This window comes from uncultured Hyphomicrobium sp., assembly GCF_902826555.1.
In the GTDB taxonomy this organism is placed as follows: Bacteria; Pseudomonadota; Alphaproteobacteria; order Rhizobiales; family Hyphomicrobiaceae; genus Hyphomicrobium_C.
This window is the reverse complement of sequence record NZ_CADEFI010000017.1, coordinates 8,690-29,379: the sequence shown is the minus strand read 5'-3', so window position 1 is coordinate 29,379 and position 20,690 is coordinate 8,690. Positions and strand designations below refer to the sequence as shown.

16 protein-coding genes and 1 pseudogene are annotated in these 20,690 nt (G+C 64.5%); 13 read left to right on the top strand and 4 right to left on the bottom strand.

Annotation, left to right across the window (positions count from 1 at the left end; genetic code table 11):
• Nucleotides 1-108 precede the first annotated feature (108 nt).
• The 5 genes from QZV93_RS09290 (at nt 109) to QZV93_RS09270 (ending at nt 7,435) form a co-directional block, all read left to right on the top strand.
• Nucleotides 109-1,287 (top strand): efflux RND transporter periplasmic adaptor subunit, encoded by a 1,179-nt coding sequence (locus QZV93_RS09290; protein ID WP_295557860.1) that lies wholly within the window; start codon nt 109-111, stop codon nt 1,285-1,287.
• Complete coding sequence (locus tag QZV93_RS09285) at nt 1,284-4,436, top strand: efflux RND transporter permease subunit (RefSeq protein WP_295557857.1); 3,153 nt, start codon at nt 1,284-1,286, stop codon at nt 4,434-4,436. Before QZV93_RS09290 ends, QZV93_RS09285 begins: the two co-directional genes overlap by 4 nt.
• A 146-nt stretch (nt 4,437-4,582) precedes the next feature.
• Nucleotides 4,583-5,116: a hypothetical protein gene (locus QZV93_RS09280; RefSeq protein WP_295557855.1), complete on the top strand. Its 534-nt coding sequence runs from the start codon at nt 4,583-4,585 to the stop codon at nt 5,114-5,116.
• A gap of 159 nt (nt 5,117-5,275) precedes the next feature.
• Nucleotides 5,276-6,163 carry a hypothetical protein gene (locus QZV93_RS09275; protein ID WP_295557854.1) on the top strand — a complete coding sequence of 296 codons (888 nt, stop codon included), beginning with the start codon at nt 5,276-5,278 and terminating at the stop codon, nt 6,161-6,163.
• 177 nt (nt 6,164-6,340) lie between these two features.
• Entirely contained in the window at nt 6,341-7,435 is a 1,095-nt protein-coding gene (locus QZV93_RS09270) for a caspase family protein (RefSeq protein WP_295557853.1), read from the top strand.
• Between the two features lie 22 nt (nt 7,436-7,457).
• On the opposite strand, the pseudogene QZV93_RS09265 reads toward QZV93_RS09270, so the two are convergent.
• Both QZV93_RS09265 and QZV93_RS09260 read right to left on the bottom strand, forming a co-directional pair.
• Nucleotides 7,458-7,601, bottom strand: a pseudogene (locus QZV93_RS09265) (SDR family oxidoreductase); the annotation flags it as partial.
• An 11-nt stretch (nt 7,602-7,612) separates the two neighbouring features.
• Nucleotides 7,613-9,409, bottom strand: a complete 1,797-nt coding sequence (locus QZV93_RS09260) for an alpha/beta fold hydrolase (RefSeq protein WP_295557851.1) — start codon at nt 9,407-9,409, stop codon at nt 7,613-7,615.
• A 360-nt stretch (nt 9,410-9,769) separates the two neighbouring features.
• On the opposite strand from QZV93_RS09260, the gene QZV93_RS09255 reads away from it, so the two are divergent.
• The 4 genes from QZV93_RS09255 (at nt 9,770) to QZV93_RS09240 (ending at nt 14,415) form a co-directional block, all read left to right on the top strand.
• Entirely contained in the window at nt 9,770-12,517 is a 2,748-nt protein-coding gene (locus QZV93_RS09255; RefSeq protein WP_295557849.1) for a cation-transporting P-type ATPase, read from the top strand.
• A gap of 166 nt (nt 12,518-12,683) precedes the next feature.
• Complete coding sequence (locus tag QZV93_RS09250; RefSeq protein ID WP_295557847.1) at nt 12,684-12,935, top strand: GlsB/YeaQ/YmgE family stress response membrane protein; 252 nt, start codon at nt 12,684-12,686, stop codon at nt 12,933-12,935.
• An 88-nt stretch (nt 12,936-13,023) separates the two neighbouring features.
• Nucleotides 13,024-13,614, top strand: coding sequence for a hypothetical protein (locus QZV93_RS09245; RefSeq protein ID WP_295557845.1), 591 nt, complete (start codon nt 13,024-13,026; stop codon nt 13,612-13,614).
• Nucleotides 13,615-13,755: 141 nt separating this feature from the next.
• On the top strand, nt 13,756-14,415 hold the full coding sequence (locus QZV93_RS09240) for a PAS domain-containing protein (protein ID WP_295557843.1): 660 nt from the start codon (nt 13,756-13,758) through the stop codon (nt 14,413-14,415).
• 16 nt (nt 14,416-14,431) lie between these two features.
• Here the strand turns inward: QZV93_RS09240 and QZV93_RS09235 are convergent, their stop codons facing one another.
• Nucleotides 14,432-14,845, bottom strand: a complete 414-nt coding sequence (locus tag QZV93_RS09235) for a helix-turn-helix domain-containing protein (protein ID WP_295557841.1) — start codon at nt 14,843-14,845, stop codon at nt 14,432-14,434.
• A gap of 112 nt (nt 14,846-14,957) precedes the next feature.
• Here QZV93_RS09235 and QZV93_RS09230 point away from each other — a divergent pair, with 112 nt between their 5' ends.
• Nucleotides 14,958-15,887, top strand: coding sequence for an SDR family oxidoreductase (locus QZV93_RS09230; protein WP_295557839.1), 930 nt, complete (start codon nt 14,958-14,960; stop codon nt 15,885-15,887).
• Nucleotides 15,884-16,369: a VOC family protein gene (locus QZV93_RS09225; protein ID WP_295557838.1), complete on the top strand. Its 486-nt coding sequence runs from the start codon at nt 15,884-15,886 to the stop codon at nt 16,367-16,369. The genes QZV93_RS09230 and QZV93_RS09225 overlap by 4 nt, the downstream gene beginning before the upstream one ends.
• 96 nt (nt 16,370-16,465) lie before the next feature.
• Here QZV93_RS09225 and rpmB read toward each other — a convergent pair whose 3' ends face one another.
• Nucleotides 16,466-16,759 (bottom strand): 50S ribosomal protein L28, encoded by a 294-nt coding sequence (rpmB, locus tag QZV93_RS09220; RefSeq protein WP_295557836.1) that lies wholly within the window; start codon nt 16,757-16,759, stop codon nt 16,466-16,468.
• Between the two features lie 387 nt (nt 16,760-17,146).
• Between rpmB and QZV93_RS09215 the strand changes: the two genes are divergently transcribed.
• Together QZV93_RS09215 and QZV93_RS09210 are read left to right on the top strand one after the other, a co-directional pair.
• On the top strand, nt 17,147-18,004 hold the full coding sequence (locus QZV93_RS09215; protein WP_295557834.1) for a DUF3108 domain-containing protein: 858 nt from the start codon (nt 17,147-17,149) through the stop codon (nt 18,002-18,004).
• 203 nt (nt 18,005-18,207) lie between these two features.
• On the top strand, nt 18,208-20,690 hold a 2,483-nt coding region (locus QZV93_RS09210; RefSeq protein WP_295557832.1), incomplete at its 3' end, for a helicase-related protein.

The window sequence follows — 20,690 nt, the reverse complement described above, 5'->3', positions numbered from 1 at the left end:
CTTCCACCCGCGCTCAGATAAAACCTTCCGTATTCGTCTCACATATGCTCGGCGTAAGACTCATCGAACACCCTCGCTCGAACACCACGCATGGGGCAGGGGTCGAACATGGTCACTTCGCGATACATCTCGAAACCGGGCCTGGCGCGGCTGATGCTGCCGCTTGGCGTCGTGACGCTCGTGGCCGCATCGCAGCCGATCGCCACACAGCGCGTTGCGGCCCAGGGTGCCGGTGCACCCCCGCCTCCAGCGGTCATGGTCGAGACGGTCCAGTATACGGATTTCAAAGGCGCGACCACGTTCAGCGGCCGCATCGAGGCCGTCGACAAGATCGAGCTGAAGACCCGCGTCGCGGGCCTCATCACCAAACGCGAGTTTGAGGAAGGTGCGGAGGTCCAAAAAGACCAGCTGCTTTTCGAGATCGATCGGCGGCCATATGAAATCGCGCTCGCTCAGGCGAATGCCAATCTCGCAAGCTCGCGCGCCGCTCTCGACGGCGCCACCGACGCCTACAACCGAACCCAGGAGCTGGTCTCGCGACAGGTCTCGTCGGGCGCCACCCTAAGCAACGCCAAATCGCAGCTCGAGCAGGCCAAGGCCAAGGTCGACTACGACCAGGCGCAGGTCGATCAGGCGAAGCTCAATCTCGACTACACGCAGATCCGCGCCGGCATCTCGGGACGGGTCGGCCGCGCCGCGCACGCCGTCGGCGACTATGTCAACGAGGCGAGCACCCCCCTCGCTACCTTGATCTCGCAGGACACCGTCTACGTCACCTTCTCCGTCCCGCGTCCCGCGCTCGTCGGGCTCTCGCGGAGCAAGGACGGCTCGTTCGATGCGGAGGTCGAGCTCGGGCTCGGCGGCGGCGAAACTTACGCCCACACCGGCAAGATCACCTTCGTCGATGTCGAGGCCAATGCCGCCACCAACACGGTGGTGGTCCGCGCGTCGGTTCCCAACCCCGAGCGCTCGCTTCTGCCCCAGGAGCTTGTCGACGTCACGCTCGTGGACAAGCGCGCAACCAAGACGCTCGTCATCTCCCAATCGGCGCTGCTGCTCGATCAGCTCGGAAGCTATGTCCTGACCGTCGATGCCAGCAACAAGGTCGAGATCCGCCGCTTCGAGACGGGGACCTATCGCGGCTCGTTGGTCACGGTGAAGTCGGGGCTCGCGGAAGGTGACCGGGTCATCGTCAGCGGCCATCTCAAGGCCCAGCCGGGCATGATCGTCGCGCCCGAAACGTCGCCGATTCAGGTGAGCAACTCGTCGGATAACCCCACGCCATGATCTTCAACGCCTTCATCGACCGCCCGCGGCTGGCGATGGTGATCTCGATCATCATCGCGCTCGCCGGTGGAATGGCGGCCGTGGGCATCCCCGTGGCACAGTATCCGAACATCGCCCCGCCGACCGTGCACGTGAGCACGACCTATCCGGGCGCCGATGCCGCGACCGTCGCCACAGCCATCGCCCAGCCGATCGAGAACGCCGTCAATGGCGTGCCGGGCATGCGCTACATGCAGTCCACGTCCACCAACGACGGCGGCTACTCGCTGTCCATCACCTTCGAGCAGGGCGTCGATCCGGACACGGCGTCGATGAACGTCTCGAACCGTGTGAACATGGTGCTGGGCCGGATGCCGCAGGAGGTTCGCAACGCCGGACTGACCGTCGGCACGGGCTCATCGGACCTGCTCCAGATCATGTCGTTCTATTCCGACAACCCGGAGCACGATCAGCTCTTCCTCTCCACCTTCGTCACGCTCAATATTCTCGACGATTTGAAACGCATCCCCGGCGTCGGCGAGGCGGCGATCATGGGCGCACGCGACTACGCGATGCGCATCTGGATCGATCCGCAGAAGCTCATCGACTATAATCTCTCGACCAACGATATCGTCGATGCCGTGCGCGCGCAGAACATCCAGGCTCCGGCCGGACGCATCGGCGCCGCACCCATCGTGTCGAGCGATCAGCGCCTCGAGCTTGCGATCTCGTCCAAGGGGCTCCTCTCGACGCCGGAGGAGTTCGGCAACATCGTCTTGCGCAGCCACGACAATGGATCGACGACGCGGCTCAAGGATGTGGCGCGCATCGAGGTCAAGGCCGCCTCCTATAACGCCGTCGCCCAGTTCGATGGTCGGCCGGCAGCACCCGTCGCGATCAATCTTGCGGCCGGCGCCAACGCCGTCAGCGTCGCCGATGCGGTCGCGGAGAAGCTGGACGCCATGCGCTCGCGCCTGCCTCAAGGCGTGCATTTCGCCTTCATCTACGACACGTCGGACTTCGTTTCCGCGATGATCGACCGCGCTATCGAGACGTTGTTCGAGGCGTTCATCCTCGTCGCCATCGTCGTCTACGTGTTTCTGGGTCGCCTGCGCCCGTCGCTCATCCCGCTCATCGCTGTGCCGGTCTCGATCATCGGCGCCTTTCTCATCCTTGTGCCGCTCGGCTACTCGGCGAACACGATTTCGCTGCTGGCTCTCGTGCTCGCCATCGGCATCGTCGTCGACGACTCGATCATCGTCGTCGAGAACGTCGAACGCGAGATGGAGGAGAATCCCGGCCTGTCCGCCGCCGATGCCACGCGCAAGGCGATGGGCCAGATCATCGGCCCTATCGTGGCTGTGACGCTGGTGCTGCTGTCGGTGTTCGTTCCCGTCGCTTTCCTGCCGGGCAGCACGGGCATCCTGTTCCAGCAGTTCGCCGCCACCATCTCGGCGGCCATGGTCTTCTCGGCCATCAATGCCGTGACGTTGACGCCGGCGCTATGTGCGCTGCTCTTGAAGCCGCAAACCGGAACGCACGCGCCCAACGCGCTGCAGGCTGTCATCGAAAGGTGGTCCGACCGCTACGCGGGCGTCATCGAAAAGGTCGCGGGACGCTCCATCGCCGGCATCGCCGCGGTTGCGATGGTCGGCCTCTTCGCCGGCTACATCTTCTGGGATACGCCCAAGGGCTTCCTTCCGCAGGAGGACAAGGGCTACCTGCTTGTCGTCTCGACGCTCCCCCCCGCGGCCTCGCTCAATCGCACCGAGGCGGCGGTGGCCAAAGTGACGGACATCGTCAAGAAGGATCCGGCCGTCGAAAGCACGCTGTCCATCGTCGGTCTCGACTTTTTGACCGGCGGCTCCGCGTCGAACTCGGGCATCATGTTCGTGCGCCTCAAACCCTATGAGCAGCGCAAGAGCCCCGAGCTCCAAGCCGACGATACGGCCATGCGGTTGTTCATGGCGCTCTCGACCCTTCCCGAGGGCACGTTCGTTGCGTTGAACCCGCCCTCGCTGCCGGGCGCGGGCTCGGTCGGTGGATTCGAGTACATCCTCGAAGGCCTCGAGGGGCAGAACCCGTCCGATCTTGCGGCCGCTGCACGCGCACTCAGCGTTGCAGCGCAGAAGAAGCCCGAGCTGTCGCAGGTGTTCTCCGGCGCGGAAGCGCAAGTGCCGCAGATCAACCTCGAGATCGACCGCGAGCGCGCCCGCCTGCTCGGGCTCGATCCCGGCGACATCTACAACGAGCTGCAGTCCATGCTCGGCGGGCGCTACGTCACGGACTTCAACAAGTTCGGGCGCACATGGACGGTGCAGATCCAGGCCGACGCCGGCCACCGCGCCGATCTCGACGATCTCTCGCGCATCCACGTCAAGAACCGCGACGGACACATGGTGCCGATCTCGCTTGTCGCCAAGGCGACGCTCGGTGTCGGCCCGAGTTCGCTGGCGCGTTACAACAACTATCCGTCCGTGACCGTCCGCGGCTCCGCCGCTCCCAATATCGGCGACAGCCGCGCCATCGAAGCCATGGAGGAGCTCTCCGACGAAGTCCTCCCCAAGGGCTTCAAGTTCGAATGGACCGGCCAGGCACTCGAAGAAAAAGTATCGGCCGCGCAGACGCCGCTCGTCATTTCTCTGGCGCTGCTCTTCGCTTTCTTCCTTCTCGTCGGCCTCTACGAGAGTTGGTCGATGCCGCTCGTGGCGCTGCTGCCCGTCACCATCGCCGTGCTCGGCGCACTGCTCGGCTTGTTCGTGACGCAGTCGAGCCTCCTGATCTACACCGAGATCGGCATCATCGTTCTGATTGCGCTGGCAGCGAAGAACTCCATCCTCATGACTCAGTTCTTCATCGACCAGCGCCAGGCGGGAAAGTCCATCGTCGAGGCGGCGATTGCCGGCGCCCGGCAGAGAATCCGCCCCGTCATGATGACGAGCGTCGCCTTCATCGCCGCCCTCGTTCCTTTGCTGATCGCCAAGGGGCCGGGAGAAGCGAGCATGTACGCGGTCGCGCTTCCGGTCTTCGCCGGCATGCTGGCCGCGTCGGTGATCGGCATCTTCTTCATTCCGGTGATGTACGTGGCCGTCCAGCGCCTGCGCGAGCACGTCCGGCCCGCCGCCAGGAAAGAAGCCGCTCCGGAGCCTGCGCTGATCCCCGGCGAGTAAGCCGGCGCAAGGATGATATAGTGTATAAGCATAGGCAATTAGTGCATTGAGAAACCGCAGAAATTAATCATCCATAAACCGAATAGGTTTGGACTCTCCTTGAGCGGAAGATTGACGCGCGTTGGTACGCGCTCAGAGGGGAAGCCATGGAAAGCACGAAGTCCACAGCCTACGCGTTCATGATCATGCTCGCGGGCCTTGCGATGATCGGCTACCTGGGCCGCGCGTCTGCAGAAGTTGCAGCACCTGGCGCCTATGAAAGCGCGCCCGGCATGTCGGGCGGACATGCGCCGGGCGTCATGGGGCAGGGCCCCTATCAAGCGCAGTACGGACTCATTCAAACCGGCGTCGTCGGCGTGGCTCAGCTCGATGCCACGGGTGGCTTTGGCCGTCCCGCGGCGATGCCCATCTTCCAAGTTGTCCAGCTGCAGCCGGCGGCCTTCGCCGCTTCGGGTCAAGCAAGCCTCGGCGCGGCGCCGTCCGCGGTCATGGGCGCAGAGAGCCGCTCACAGACCTCGGCGATGCCGCCGGTCGAGCCCAGCGTGCCGCAGGGCATGAGCGTATCGCCTCCGTCGGGTGCGCAGATGACCGCCACTCTTTGCAACATCAAAGGTGTGCAGGCGCTCACGCAATCAGCCGACGCGTGCACGACAGCGGGAGGGCATCCGGCCACTCCGTAGTTTTACGGAATCATGCAGATAATCAGGGTTAGGAGGATATTTACCACTCCGCTGCAGAAATTGTGGCGGAGCCGAGGATAACTATGTGGACGCGTACCTGGGTTCAAAGCAATGGCTCGCGGCTTTGACGCCGAGCGCTCTTGGATCGAGGATTTTCCAGTGACATTCGTAAAGACTCATCTCCACACGAGCATTGCAGCGATGGCGCTTGCCTTCGGTGCGCTTTCTGCACCCGCCAACGCAACCATCTCGACGCCCTTCGGCGGCGTCAGCGCCGGCGGCTTCGGCATCTCCACGCCGTTCGGTGGCGCTTGGGGTCCGGGTTTCGGCATCTCGACGCCCTTCGGCGGCATTAACGCCGGTGGCTTCGGTCTCTCCACGCCGTTCGGTGGCTTTTATGGTCCGGGCTTCGGCATCGGCAATCAGCAGGCCCTCTCCATTGGCACGCCGTGGGGCGGTGCTTATGGTCCGGGCTTCGGCATCTCGTTCCCCGGCGGCGGCGCCAACTTCGGCGGCTTCGGTCTCGGCGGACCTGGCTATCCGCCCGGCGTAGTGCCCTTCTTCGGCCTCAACGAGCAGCAGGCCCTCAACATCAAGACGCCGTGGGGCGGCGCGTTTGGCCCCGGCTTCGGCATCAACTTCGGTCCGTTCGGCGGCAACTTCGGCGGCTTCGGTCTCAACGCCGCGCAGAACGTCGGCTTCTCGACGCCCTTCGGTGGCGCCAACATGGGCGGCTTCGGTGTCTCGACGCCGTTTGGCGGCTTCTACGGTCCGGGCTTCGGCATCTCGTTCCCCGGCGGCGGCGCCAACTTCGGCGGCTGGGGCCTGAACGGTCAGCAGGGCGGCGGATACCCGCAGGTTGTTCCCGTCATGGTTCCCGTTCCGGTTCCGATGCAGGGTGCTCCCGCTCAGGGCGGCGCTCAGCCCGTCCAGTGCATGATCAATTCCGTGCCGGCGCTGACCAAGAGCGTCGATGACTGCGAGAAGGCCGGTGGCGATGTTCCGCCCACCCGCACCTCCGCGGTCCAGGAAGCCAAGAAGGAATAGTTAGAACGAGGCGCCGGCTCAATCGAACCGGCGCCTCGCTCTTTGCGCGCCGCGCACTCTGCTTGCGCCGAATTGCGCGCGCGCCCCGCACGTCATGCAGCGGCCGACCCGCCGCGAACTTTCCGGAAACAGTCAGACGCAGGCACGCCCCGCGTGCCAAGCCACAGGAAAAAAAGCATGTCTGCCCTTCGTTCGTCCGCCGTCGCGCTCGCTGCGGCATGCGTCGTTGCTTTCGCATCGGCGACGTCGGTGCCCGCTTCGCCCAAGACCACGCACCTTCTCGCCATGGGCGCCTGCCCGCCCTGGAAGGTGATCGAAGGTGATCCCGACGCGACGCGGCAGATGGCGGAATCCTGCAAGAACGACGTCAACGCCATCGTCAGCGCCGTGAAGACGTCGCTCGCCGTCGATCCGGCGAACATCACCATCCGCCTCGATCCGGATGCCACCTCGAAGGGTGTGAGGGAGGCGCTGCAGACGCTCGACAAGCGCGCCAAGCGTGAGGACCGCGTCGTCATTTATTTCAACTTCCACGGCGGCAACGTCGACGCCAACTACAACGGCTACGACATCGAGGACGAGATCCTGGCCATGTACACGGCCAAGGAGCCGGAGGACTTCAAGCACGCCACCATGAGCGGCGACTGGATGACCATGAAATCCGTTCGCGACCTGGTAAACGAGATCGACGCCGAAGAGATCGTGCTCATCTTCGAGGTGTGCGAGGTGTCCTCGGGGCTCAAGAACTTCCGCTACAACTTCGCCCGCCGCCAACAGCGCGATTGGGTCGGCCGCGAAGCGGTGATCTTCACCTCGCGCGGCGACCAGGCAGCGACATTCAACGAGGAAGGCTCGCTGGCCCTCTTCACCGAGCTCTTCTCCAAGGGCCTCGAGAGCGCCAAGAGCGGCAACCTGCGCGATGTCTTCGAGCAGGCCGCCATCGACACGCATCGCTCGCGCCGCGCGACGTGCATGAAGGACGAAAACCTGGCCACGCTCTACGACAACCGCTTCGTCTATCTCGATGCCTGCACGCAGCTTCCCTCCGCTTACGATCCCTACGGGCTGCTGGACGACATCCATGTCGGCGGCGCCACTGTTGCGTCCCGCTGGCACGAGATCAAGGATCGCAAGACTCCGGAGCGGAAGATCGAGAACAAGGAAGATCCGTTCGCTTGGACCAACGAGTTCATGGGTCAGCAGTCGAGCGGCTACGGTCAGCCTCAAGCGCCTCAGATGATCCCCGTTGGCCCGTACGCATATCCGCAGTAAACGGTCCTGCACCCGGAGCGCGCTCCGCCTTCTCGTTGAGATAGGTGATCGCCAGCTCGGCACCGGCCTCCCGGAATGCGGAAGCGCAGCCGGCGGCGATGCTGCTCTCGTTGGCGATGCCGACCACGAGACCCCGCTTGCCTGAAAGATCGACGAGGGCTGCCATGGCGGCTCCATTCAACGCTGAAATACGTAGGTGCCGGGCGCATGGCCGAGCGGCGCATAGCCCTTCTCGCGATGCCCCATTTCCGGCGGCGCTACCCGTTCGGGCGTCGAATGCGCGTGCAGCCAATGGGTCCAGTCCACCCACCACGACCCAGGCTGCGCTGGAACGGAGTCGAGCCACTCCGCCGGGGCGAGGTAGGGATCGGCCGTGCGCTTCAGAGAAATCCGGAAGCTGCGATGGGAATGACCGGGCTCGCTCACGATGCCGGCATTGTGTCCACCGCTCGTCAGCACGAACGTGACGTCGGTGTCTGTGATCTGGTGCACCTTGAATACGGATTTCCAGGGTGCGACGTGGTCGCGCTCGGTGCCGACGACGAACATCGGCACGCGAATGTTCTGCAGCGCCACCGGACGGCCATCGACCATCAAGCGTCCCGCCGCGAGATCGTTGTCGAGATAAAGGCGTTTGAGGTACTCGGCGTGCATGCGGGACGGCATGCGCGTGGTATCGGCGTTCCACGCCATGAGATCGATCATCGGCGTGCGCTCGCCCATGAGATAGTCATGCACGAGGCGTGACCAGATGAGATCGTTCGAACGCAGGAGTTGGAAGGCACCCGCCATCTGGTCGGCCGAGAGGTAACCCTTGTTCCACATCATGCTCTCGAGGAAGTGCTGCTGGCTGTGGTCGATGAACAGCGCCAGCTCGCCGGGCTCTGTGAAGTCCGTTTGCGCCGCGAGCAATGTGAGGGAGGCGAGCCTGTCGTCGTCGCTCCGTGCCATCGCGGCGGCCGCAATCGAGAGCAGCGTTCCGCCGAGGCAGTAGCCGGTTGCGTGGACTTTCCTCCCTGGCACGATGGCGCTGACGGCATCGAGCGACGCCATGATGCCCGAGCGCCGGTAGTCGTCCATGGAAAGGTCGCGGTCCTCGGCGCCCGGGTTGCGCCAGGAAATGCAGAACACCGTATGTCCCTGCCCGACCAGATAGCGAACGAGGGAGTTCTGCGGCGAAAGATCGAGAATGTAGTATTTCATGATCCACGCCGGCACGATGAGCACCGGTTCGGCAAGCACCGTTTCGGTCGCCGGAGAATATTGGATCAGCTCGATCAGATGGTTCCGGTAGACGACGCGGCCGGGCGTCACGGCGACATTCTCCCCGACTTTGAAGGCGTCCGCCCCGGCAGGCAGTTGCCCCAAGACGAGCCGGTTCACGTCATCGAGCCAGTTCTGGAATCCCCTGAAGAAGTTCGCGCCGCCCTCGGCGATGGTCTTCTCGATCACCTCCGGATTGGCAAAGGGATTGTTCGAGGGTGAAACCATATCCAGGAGCTGCCGGGTCGCGAACGAGACCACATCTTGATGATGCGGCATGACGCCCGGCACCTCGTGCGTCACGTTGTGCCACCATTGCTGATTGAGCAGGAACGCCTGCGCCAGGAGGCTGAACGGTGGCTTTTGCCAGCCATCCGACCGGAAGCGGTTATCGCCCGCGAGCGGCTCGATGCACGGCGTCGCCTGACCTTGCGCTCCCGCGGACATGCAGTGTGCCGCGAGGCGTGCCGCCTTCCGCATCGCCTTCTGCATGAGCTCCATCTGCTTGCCGGGCGCCGACGCCAGATGGATCGACCAGTCGAACATCGCCAGAGCGAGCGACGCAGGTGACAGGCCGCCCGTCAGCTGAGCAATGAGCGCGTCGCGCATGCGGTCGATGGAGCGGAAGCCTTCGCTGCCGAGCACGTCCTCATCATGTCCCTGTAGGGCCGCTGCCTCGCGGACCGCGGATGGGAGAGCGTGAACGTTCATGCGAGCTATCCTCCGCTCAGCGGCCGCCGCCGCGCCCCGTGTGGGATGTTCCGATGAGAATGGATGACGTTTGCGACAAGCGCTTTGATCTCTCGGTCGTCGACGTCGTTCAGCGATCGAACCTACGGTTGTCTACAAGCCTAGCAGGCCGCGCGGTCGGCAGCCGTTGATTGGGATCAACCACAGAGCGGCGCTGGGATCGTCGCCACCGCGTGCGTTTGCCGACGCTATCGGGATCGTCACAGCGGACGTTCGCCAAGTCCCTAGGTAGTCGGCCGTTGATCTGGGTCAGTCGATGACCGGTCGCATCCCTCTAAAACGGACATCGGTCTGTCAGGAAAGCAGGGAGCCCATACGGGGATGCAGGACGGAGCAGCGTTCACGCCGGCCGAGCCCGTTCACGCGCTGACGTGTGACGATGTTCTCGCGAAACTTGGAGCGACCGCGGGAGGGCTCGACAGCGGCGTGGCGCGGCAGCGTCTCGCCCATTACGGCCCCAACGAGCTGCCCGCTCCGCCCGGTCGCCATCCGGTGAGGCGCTTCCTGGCTCAATTTCACAACGCCCTCATCTATGTCCTGCTGGCGGGAGCCGTTGCCGCGTGGAGTTTGGGACACATGCTCGACGCCGGCGTGATCGTCGCCGTCGTGCTGGTCAATGCCGTCGTCGGCTTCATCCAGGAAGGCAAGGCCGAGAATGCGTTGAACGCCATACGCAACATGATCTCTCCGCATGTCCATGTGCTGCGCGATGGCACGCGCCGGAGCGCGCCGGTCGCGGAGCTTGTGCCGGGTGACGTCGTCGTGCTCGAGGCCGGAGATCGCGTGCCGGCCGATCTGCGCCTGCTGCGCGCGCGCGGGATGCTGATCGACGAAGCGATCCTGACCGGTGAGTCCGTCGCCTCCGAAAAGAGCGAGACGCCGGTTGCCGCCGATGCACCGTTGGGCGACCGGGCATCCATGGCGTTCTCCGGCACCATGGTCGCGGCCGGACAAGGAACCGGCCTGGTGGTGGCCACGGGCACTGCCACGGAGATCGGACGCATCAGCACGCTGCTCGGCGACGTGCAGGAGCTGACGACGCCCTTGCTGCGCCAGATCGACCTTTTTGCGCGCCGGTTCACTTGGATCTGCCTCGGCGCCGCGGCGCTGGTATTTGCGTTCGCCGTTCTCGTGCGAGACTATCGCTGGGACGACGCGTTGATCGCCGTTGTCGCCCTGACCGTCGGAGTCGTGCCCGAGGGCTTGCCGGCTGTCATCACCATCACGCTCGCAATCGGCGTGCAGCGCATGGCTGCGCGTAACGCCGTCATCCGCCGCCTTCCGGCGGTGGAAACACTCGGCGCCGTTTCTGTGATCTGCTCGGACAAGACGGGCACTCTGACCTGCAACGAGATGACCGCCCGCCGCGTGGTCGTACCGCGCGGCGAGATCGAGGTCGGTGGCGCCGGCTATGCCCCGGTCGGTGACCTCGTGGCGTTGGATGGGAGCAGCAGCGAGGCCCGCAGAGAGGCCGCCCTGAAGCTGGCGCGGGCGGCCCTCGTCTGCAATGACGCTGATCTTCACGAGACGAAGAGCGGCTGGTCCGTCAATGGCGATCCTATGGAAGGCGCGCTCGTCACGCTCGCCATGAAGGCGGGGCTCGATGTTCGGGAAACACGCGCACACTGGTCGCGGCTGGAGGAGATACCCTTCGACGCACAGCATCGCTTCATGGCCACGCTCAATCGCCTATCGGGAGAAGAGCACGCCATTTTCGTCAAGGGCGCTCCCGAGCGCGTGCTGGAAATGTGCGCGCTTCAGGACTGCGGCCACCGTGAGGAGGCGATCGATCGTGCGTATTGGTCCGAGCGCATCGCGGCAGCCGCATCCAAGGGCGAGCGCGTCCTCGGCTTCGCCATTAAACCCGTCCCGGACACGCACACCCGCCTCTCCTTCGCCGACGTCGAAGGCGGGTTGATCTTTCTCGGCATCGTGGGGTTCATCGATCCGCCGCGCCCGGAGGCTGTAGCAGCTATCGCCGAATGTCATTCCGCCGGTATCGACGTTAAAATGATCACCGGCGATCACGCGGTGACGGCCGCGGCCATTGCACGGCAGCTTGGGCTCGGAGAGGCGCCGCGCGTCCTGACGGGAGCCGATCTCGATCGTCTGTCCGATGCGGCACTCGGTGAAGCCGTGGGAGAAACGGCCGTGTTCGCCCGCACCAGCCCGGAGCACAAGCTGCGGATCGTCCGCGCGCTTCAGGCGAAAGGCGGCATCGTCGCCATGACCGGCGACGGCGTCAACGATGCCCCGGCCCTGAAGCAGGCGGACGTCGGCATCGCCATGGGGAACAAGGGCACCGAGGCGGCCAAGGAAGCCTCGCAGATGGTCCTTCTCGACGACAACTTCGCATCCATCGTCTCGGCGGTGCACGAGGGGCGCACCGTCTACGACAACATCCAGAAAGTTACGGCCTGGACCATTCCGACCAACGGCGGTGAGGCTTTGACCGTCATTGCCGCCATCCTGTTCGGCTTCACCATGCCGATGACACCCGCGCAGATCCTTTGGATCAATATGATCCTCACCATCACGCTCGGCCTCGTGCTGGCGTTCGAGCCGCCGGAAGCCGACGTCATGCGCCGCCCGCCGCGCCAAGCCGACGCCGGGCTGCTGTCGTCGTTCCTCGTCTGGCGGGTCGCCTTCGTCTCGTTGATTTTCGTCGGCGCTGCCCTCGGGATCTTCTTCTATGCGCTGGGACAGGGTCTCGGCGTCGACATGGCGCGCACCATGGTCGTCAACATGATCGTGGTTCTCGAGATCTTCTATCTCTTCAACGTGCGCTATCTGCACATGACATCGTTCACTTGGCAGGGCGCCCTCGGCACGGCCCCCGTCCTGCTTGCCATCGCGGCCGTCGTCGCCGCGCAGCTCGCCTTCACGTACATACCGCTGATGCACGACCTGTTCGCAACGCGGCCTGTCAGCATAACGGACGGACTTCTGATCCTCGCCGTCGGCATGGTCGCGATGGTGATCCTGGAGGCCGAGAAGCACCTGATGCGGCGGCTCGACATTCTGAAGGTTTATCCCGAGGAAGCCGGAAGGGTGCCGCCCGCTGCGTAGGCCGAAAGCGGTACTGAGCACCTGCACACTGGACAGGTTTCAGTCATGCGCGAACTCAAGTAACGTCGTTGGGCCTGCCGCGCTGTCACGAAGCGCGGAAGGGTCGGGGATGATTGAACAACTGAAGCGTCCGTCTGGCGTTCAGCTCTAAACGGAAGGAAGAAACATGGCTTTGGAAGGTCTCATCATTTGGCTCATTATCGGCGCCATCGCCGGCTGGTTGGCTGGTCAGATTATTGCGGGCGGCGGCTTCGGCTTGGTCGGAAATATTGTGCTCGGTATCGTCGGCGCGGTTGTGGCCGGCTGGCTGCTGCCTCGGCTCGGTCTCTATATCGGAGGCGGTTTGCTGGGTGACATCATCAACGCCACCATCGGTGCTTTGGTCGTCATATTCATATTGAGATTGGTCGCACGCTGACGTCGCTCTAAGGCGACGTCACGATCGACCGCAAAGCGCGGGCATGGCGTCGCGCCCTTCGCCATGCCCGGCACCAGGCGTGTCGGCGATGGACGTTGCTATTGACGGCAGGCGCCAAGTGCGCACTCCGTCGCCCATGGTCGATTCAACTTTCATCTTCATTCTCGTCTTCGGCGGATCTCTCGTTGGGATCGTCACCGCTTTGGTGCGCCGTCACGATACGCTTAGGACAATGCTCGACATCGCGGCCGGCACGGCCGGTGGATACGTCGGTACGCCGCTTTGGCTCGCCTTCGTCCGCCACATCCTGCCGCGCATCGTCGGACCGTTGGATACCCTCGCACCCCGCTATTCCTCTCTCGCCGCGGATCTCTACTACTTGAGCCCGATCCTGGGCGGATTTCTCGGCGTCGGAATCCTGGCCCTCGTCTCCCGTCTCGCTCGTCCCCGCCGCCGCGACGAGCCGTGGCTCGCCATCCTTGGCGATGCCGTGAAGATCGTCGGCATCGTCTATCTCGCCGTCGCGCTCTGCCTCACGCTCGCGCTCGTCTTCTACGCCGCCTCCTACGGGCGCTGGGACGTGGTGTCCTCCCCCGCGCTCCTCATCGACCTCGTCTACGGATCGGCGATTGTGCTCGCCGGTTGGGCCGTGCGCCGCTCGGCCGCGCGATCTCTGTGATCCGCCGCCGGCGTATTTCGACGCATGGCTGATTGTCAGGCATAAAACTGACCATTATTGTGCAATCGACCGCGCTCCATTTGACGGCGAATCGGTTCAAATAACCGCATGTTTACTTATGCTTCGGAGCGCGCACTGGTCATGACGCAAGACACGGCCGCCTTCTCTGCTGATGATTTTCTGAGGAGCATCGGTGTCCGCATCGATGGCTTCATGTATCGTGGCCACAACAGCAACGACTACGCCATGATCTGGCTGTCGGATGGCTTCGCGCGACTGACCGGATACGACGGCGACAGCTTCATCCGCAGCCGCACCGGTTTTGCGTCCCTCATCGTCAAGGAGGATCTGCAGAAGGTGGATGCGGCCGTCGCCGATGCGCTCTCGCGGGGCGGCAACTGGCAGGTGAGCTACCGCATCCGCCATCGCGACGGGCGCGTTCTTTACGTGCACGAGACCGGCGGGGCATCGGCGGCCATGAACCCGGAGACCAATACCCCGGCCTATCTGGACGGCATCATCCTGGAGGCCGGCGCCCTCTCGCGGCTGGCAGAGCGGTTGACCCAGGGCTCGGCCGCGCTCGACAAGGTCGACGTTGCTGCCAGCGACATACGCACCACGTTGAAGACGCTTCGCCTCCTCGCGCTCAACGCGCGCATCGAGGCCGCGCGCGCGGCGGAGCATGGCTCCAGTTTCGGGGTTGTCGCCCAGGAGATGACGAGCCTTGCCGACCAGGGCGAGCTGGTGACCGGCCGCATGTCGTCGGAGCTGGCGCAGCTCCGCGGCGCCATTGCCCTGTAGCGCGCTTCTGCAACCGTCAGCCGGACACCGGCGCCGCGCCGGGATCCACGGATCCAGGGCCTTGGCGATCGTAGGCCTCGCGCGCCGATTTGATATCGCCGTGGTGCGTATCCGCCCAGCGGATCAATTCCGAGAGCGGTGCCAGCAGTGACTGGCCGAGCGGCGTCAGGCGATACTCGACGCTCGGAGGCAGCGTCGGAAAGACATGCCGGCTGGCGAGGCCGTCGCGCTGCAGCTCGCGCAGCGTCTGCGTCAGCATCCGTTGCGAGATGTCGGGGATCGCGCGGCGCAGCTCGCCAAACCGGTAAGGCCGCTCGCCGAGAACGCAGACGATCAGCGTGCTCCACTTGTCGCCGATGCGATCGAGCACGCCGCGCACGGGGCACAGCGCCAAGTCTCCCCGCGCTTCGGCCAGCAAGTTTGTATCCATTGGCTGGTTACCTCCAGGTGCCTATCTCCCGAAAAGCTGCCGTCTTTACGGGGCCAACTGGCTCACCTTAGTAGTGGTCTCGAAAAGAGACAACCACTCAGGAGATAACCAAATGTCATTTTCGAACCCAAGCACGGATCGTTTGCTGGTGACGGGCGCCTCGGGTCACCTGGGGCGGAGCGTGCTCGCCCATTTGCTCGATACCCTCCGGATTGACCCCGCACGCCTCATAGCCGTGACCCGCGACCCGGCGAAGCTCGCCGGTCTGTCGCCCCGCGGGGTAGAGGTTCGGCGCGGAGATTTCGAGGATCCGCCATCCCTTGCCTCCGCGTTCGCCGGCGCGAGCCGCCTGCTGCTCATCTCCACCGACACGCTGGACCGTCCCGGGGCACGGCTCGCCCAGCATCGCTCCGCCATTGCCGCCGCCAAAGCCGCGGGCGTGAAGCATATCGTCTACACGTCCATGCCGGACCCGGCGGACTCGCCCATCCCCTTCGCGCCCGATCACCGCCAGACCGAAGAGACCCTTGCCGCGAGCGGCCTCGGTTGGACGGTTTTGAGAAACGCCTGGTACTTCGAGAACCTCGCCATGTCCCTTCCGGGCGTGCTCGCAACCGGCAAGTGGGTCACATCCGCGGGCGACGGCCGCATCGCCAACCTCTCCCGCGACGACTGCGCTCGGGCGGCAGCCTCCGCGCTTGCCTCATCTTCGGCTGCAAGCACGGTCTACGACATCACCGGCCCGGCCGCGCTCACCACGGCGGAAATCGCAGCCACGGTCAGCGATGTCCTCGGCCGGCCGATCGAGCTCGTCCACGTTTCGGACGAGGCGTTGGTCGCCGGCATGGTCGCAGCCGGCCTTCCCGAGCCCATGGCCCGGATCTGGGCATCGTTCGATACCGCTACGCGGTTTGGAAAGTTCGCTAAAGTGACGGGCGACGTCGAGAAGCTGACCGGAAAGCGGCCCCAGGCATTTCGGGATTTCCTCGCCGAAAACAAAAGTCTGTTTCTGCCGGCCCCCGCCGTTGGAGCGAAAGCATGACAGCAAATGGGCCCATCGATTCCGGAACACGCATCGGACACGTACACCTCAAGGTGTCCGACATCGAGCGCGCGCTCGCGTTCTATCGCGACGTTCTGGGCTTCGAGGTGACGCAGCGCTATGGCAGCCAGGCGGCATTCCTGTCCGCCGGCGGCTACCATCATCACATCGGCCTCAACACCTGGGAGAGCCGGGGCGGTAGCCCGCCCCCACGCGGCACGACCGGGCTCTACCATGTTGCCATCCTCTATCCCTCTCGCGCCGCATTGGCCGATGCGCTCCGCCGCCTCATCGCGGCGCACATCACGATTGATGGCGCGAGCGACCACGGCGTCAGCGAGGCCATCTACCTGCGCGATCCCGACGGCAACGGCATCGAGCTCTATCGCGACCGCCCGCAGGCCGAATGGCCGCGCACGGCCGACGGTGCGATTGCCATGACCACCGCGCCTCTCGACCTCGCAGCGTTGGCCTCAGCGTAAGGCGCCCCCCTCACGACAGCGCCCGCAAAACGAAACATGCGCCACGCCGTTTCCGGCGGGCGCATGTTCTTAACGAGCCGTGGGCTCGAAAGTCCTTTAAGCGGCCTTCTCGGCCTTCGCCTTGGCGATCTCGCGCTTGAGCTTCTGGCACTCGGGCGAGAGATCCTCGAGGCTCGCCTTGGCGAGGAAAGCGTCGAGGCCGCCGCGATGCTCGACCGACTTCAGCGCGTGCGCGGTGATGCGCAGCTTCACCTGCTTGTCCAGCGTCTCGCTGATCAGCGTCACGTTCACGAGGTTCGGACGGAACTTGCGCTTCGTCTTGTTCTCGGCATGGCTTCTGAGCTGGCCCGAAAGCGGCAGCTTGCCCGTCAACTCACAGCGCCTGGTCATCTTAAAATCCTTGTTCGGTCGGCCTCACGACCAACCGTCCGCCTTCGGAGCGGACCAGAATCGCGAGGAAAATCAATGAGAATGGCCCCGCTGACCTGGATCGGCGGGACCGTTGACGCACTCTATACGCGAGCCGCGTTCTTTGCGTCAAGCCGGCCGCGTCGCGAGTCGTGATGGAATGCGGTCACACGGACAGCGAAATCGGCGCGGAACTCGAAACAATGCTTGTGGATTTGCTGGGTAAAAGGCCGTGCCAGGGCGGCGCATCGTGGAGCGAATTGTTAAACGTTGGGCGGCAAAATGCACGGCGTCGAAACTCCTTCGTAAATCGTCTTTTGCCCTCCTCGCGAGAGAGTCGCGCGAGAAACGGGTGGGTGGGTAGTGACCATGTATCAAGTCTCGTCTCGTCGCGTTGTCGCGTGCGTTGCCGGTTTCGGCGCTTTGGCCCTGGCGGCCATATCTTTGGCCCCGCTCCGCGCCACGGCCGCGCCCTCGCCGACCGGAATAGTGCCGGTCAGGGTCGACGCCAGCTACAAGATCAGCCTCAACGGTTTCAATCTCGGCAGCTTTCATTTTAAGTCGGACGTCGGCCGCACCCATTATAAGTTGGTGACCGACGTCCAGATTTCGGCGCTGCTTGGCGTATTCAAGTGGAAGGGCGTGACCCAAACCTCCGGATCGCTGGAAGCAAAAACGCTGAAACCCGCGGATTTCCGCTTCGACTACGAAAGCTCCATCCGCAACGGCTCCGTGGCGATGGGATTCCATGACGACCGCATCGACCGCGTGTCGGTCGTCCCGGTCACCCTCGAAACCGCCGACACGGTGCCGCTCACCCAGGAGCACCTCAAGGGCGTATTCGACCCCTTGAGCGCCATCCTGGCCATCACCCATAGCGACGCGACGAACCCCTGCGGGCGCAAGTTCGCGATCTTCGACGGCAAGCAGCGCTTCGATCTGGCCCTGAGATATGCGCGCAAGGAGCCCGTCACCGGCATCCCGAACGAGACCGCCGTCGTCTGCCGCGTCAAATACACCCCCATCGCCGGCTATCGCCCCACCTCGGAGACGCAGGATCTCGCCAACTCGAACGATATCGAGATCGCGTTCCGCATGGTGCCGGCCGCCAAGCTGATGCTTCCGCAATCGGTGGCTGTACCGACCGCGGCGGGTAATGCCCGTATCGACCTCGAGCGCGTCAATATCGAGCTGCCCGAGCGCGGCCAGGTCGCGTCGGCCGACTGATCATCGAAAAAGCAATCTGCTTTAACGGGCATCGCGTGCCGCACGCGGTGCCCGTTGTGTTTGTGTAGGATGGGCGGAGCGGCCATTTTTCCCGTGCCACCCGGGCCTCAAGCAACGCAAAGACGCGGAACGCTTGAACGAAACGCTTGATCTCGAACCCCCGCAATGCAATGCCAGGGGCTCTTCAGTAGGAGATCTCGCGTATGGCCAGCGATCTGGAAACGCGCATCCGCAATGTGACCGCGGTTCTCGGCCCCACCAACACCGGAAAGACGCATCTCGCCATCGAGCGCATGCTCGGTCACGAAAGCGGTATGATCGGTCTTCCGCTGCGGCTTCTGGCGCGCGAGGTCTACGACAAGATCGCGGCCCGTATCGGCGCTGACAAGGTCGCCCTCATTACCGGTGAGGAGAAGATCAAACCGGAGCGCGCCCGCTTCTGGGTGGCAACGGTGGAAGCCATGCCGCGCGACGTGGACGTGGACTTTCTCGCCATCGACGAGATTCAGCTCTGCGCCGATCCGGAGCGCGGTCACGTCTTCACCGATCGCCTGCTGCACGCTCGTGGCCGCGCCGAGACGTTGCTGCTCGGTGCGCAGACGATGCGCGAAGCCATTCAGGATCTGATCCCGGGCGCCAACTTCATCTCACGCCCGCGCCTGTCGCGCCTCACCTATGCGGGCGAGAAGAAGATCACGCGCCTGCCCGGCCGGTCGGCCGTGGTCGCGTTCTCCGCCAACGAGGTCTACGCCATTGCCGAGCTGATCCGCCGGCAACGCGGTGGCACGGCCGTCGTGCTCGGCGCCCTTTCGCCCCGCACCCGCAATGCGCAGGTCGCGCTTTATCAGTCGGGCGATGTCGATTTTCTCGTCGCCACCGATGCCATTGGCATGGGCCTCAACCTCGACGTCGACCATGTCGCATTTTCCGCCGTGCGCAAGTTCGATGGCCAGAACTTTCGTAATTTGACGCCGAACGAGGTAGGCCAGATCGCCGGTCGCGCCGGCCGTCATATGAACGACGGCACATTCGGAGTTACAGGCAACTGCGAGCCGTTCGAGTCCGATCTCGTCGAGCGCCTCGAGACGCACACCTTCGACAACGTGCGCGTGTTGCAGTGGCGCAATCGCCGTCTCGACTTTGCGACCCTCGATCGCCTCCGCGATAGTCTGCGCGAGCTGCCGCACGAGCCGCGCCTCGCCCGCGCCCGCATGGCTGACGACGTGATCGCTCTCGAGACGCTGGCCAACGATCGCGAGATCGCGGGGTTCGCGACCAGCACCGGCGCCGTGCAGCGCCTGTGGGAGGTTTGCCAGCTTCCCGACTATCGCAAGATCTCCTCCCAGAGCCACGCCGAGATGATCGGCACGCTCTACGGCTACTTGATGGGTCCGGAGGGCCGCGTGCCGGAGGACTGGTTCGCCAAGCAGGTTGCCTTCGCCGATCGCACCGATGGCGACATCGACACGCTCGCCAACCGCATCGCCCACATCCGCACCTGGACCTTCGTCTCCAACCGCGCCGATTGGCTGAAGGACCCGGCCCACTGGCAGGCCCGCACCCGCGCCATCGAGGACAGCTTGTCGGACGCACTCCACGAGCAATTGACGCAACGCTTCGTCGATCGGCGCACCAGTGCCTTGATGAAGGGTCTGCGCGACAAGGAGGAACTCTCGGCGGAGATTGCCGAAGATGGCGCCATTCATGTCGAGAACCACTTCGTCGGCCGCCTGCGCGGGTTTCAATTCTCGCCCGAGACGCAGGCGGAAGGCATCCACGGCAAGGCCGCACGCAGCGCCGCCGCCCACGTCCTCTCGCGTGAGCTGGGCATGCGGGCCCGCCGTGTCGCTGCCGCCAAGGCGGACGCCTTCAAGCTGTCGCGCTCCGGTCGGGTGCTTTGGCGCGACGAGGAGATCGCGACCTTCGAGCCCGCCGACGATCCCTTGAAGCCGCAAGTGGCTCTGCTGGCGGATGAGCATCTGACCGGCCCCGATCGCGAGAAGGTGCAGGCCCGCCTCGAGGCGTGGCGCGACGAACTCATCGCCGATCGCCTGAAGCCGCTGGTCGACATCGCCAAGGCCGAGGACGTGACGGGGCTGGCGCGGGGGATCGCGTTCCGGTTGACCGAGAGCTTCGGCATGCTGAAGCGCGAGCTGATCACCGACATGATGAAGAGCCTCGATCAGGAGGCGCGCGCCCAACTGCGCAAGTACGGCGTCCGCTTCGGCGCCTTCAACATCTATTTTCCTGCCCTTTTGAAGCCCGCGCCCGCCGAGCTTTCTGCGACGCTCTGGTCGTTGAAGAACGCCGCCGCCAACGGCCTCGCCCTGGAAGCCCTTCCCGAGCTGCCGCGCGCCGGGCTCACATCCGCGGCGGTTCAGCAAACGACGCCGGAAGCGCTCTATCGCGTCTACGGGTTCCACGTCTGCGGACCGCGCGCCATTCGCCTCGACATTCTGGAGCGTCTCGCTGACCTGATCCGCCCGCTGCTCGCCTGGCGGCCGAGCCCGGACGGCGCCACCACCCAACCCAAAGGATCGACGGGCGATGGCGGCTTCGTCGTCACGCCGGAGATGATGTCGATCCTCGGCTGTTCGCCCGACGAGCTTTCCAATGTGCTGAAGGCCCTCGGCTTCCGTCTTGATCGCAAGACCGTGCCACGGCCGGCGGAGCCGGCAAAGGAAAG

Coding starts and splice junctions, on each gene's coding strand:
- QZV93_RS09245 (WP_295557845.1), top strand. CDS start 13,024: ATGGACGTTGCTATTGACGGCAGGCGCCAAGTGCGCACTCCGTCGCCC.
- QZV93_RS09235 (WP_295557841.1), bottom strand. CDS start 14,845: ATGGATACAAACTTGCTGGCCGAAGCGCGGGGAGACTTGGCGCTGTGC.
- QZV93_RS09280 (WP_295557855.1), top strand. CDS start 4,583: ATGGAAAGCACGAAGTCCACAGCCTACGCGTTCATGATCATGCTCGCG.
- QZV93_RS09290 (WP_295557860.1), top strand. CDS start 109: ATGGTCACTTCGCGATACATCTCGAAACCGGGCCTGGCGCGGCTGATG.
- QZV93_RS09270 (WP_295557853.1), top strand. CDS start 6,341: ATGTCTGCCCTTCGTTCGTCCGCCGTCGCGCTCGCTGCGGCATGCGTC.
- rpmB (WP_295557836.1), bottom strand. CDS start 16,759: ATGACCAGGCGCTGTGAGTTGACGGGCAAGCTGCCGCTTTCGGGCCAG.
- QZV93_RS09285 (WP_295557857.1), top strand. CDS start 1,284: ATGATCTTCAACGCCTTCATCGACCGCCCGCGGCTGGCGATGGTGATC.
- QZV93_RS09215 (WP_295557834.1), top strand. CDS start 17,147: ATGTATCAAGTCTCGTCTCGTCGCGTTGTCGCGTGCGTTGCCGGTTTC.
- QZV93_RS09255 (WP_295557849.1), top strand. CDS start 9,770: ATGCAGGACGGAGCAGCGTTCACGCCGGCCGAGCCCGTTCACGCGCTG.
- QZV93_RS09230 (WP_295557839.1), top strand. CDS start 14,958: ATGTCATTTTCGAACCCAAGCACGGATCGTTTGCTGGTGACGGGCGCC.
- QZV93_RS09240 (WP_295557843.1), top strand. CDS start 13,756: ATGACGCAAGACACGGCCGCCTTCTCTGCTGATGATTTTCTGAGGAGC.
- QZV93_RS09250 (WP_295557847.1), top strand. CDS start 12,684: ATGGCTTTGGAAGGTCTCATCATTTGGCTCATTATCGGCGCCATCGCC.
- QZV93_RS09225 (WP_295557838.1), top strand. CDS start 15,884: ATGACAGCAAATGGGCCCATCGATTCCGGAACACGCATCGGACACGTA.
- QZV93_RS09260 (WP_295557851.1), bottom strand. CDS start 9,409: ATGAACGTTCACGCTCTCCCATCCGCGGTCCGCGAGGCAGCGGCCCTA.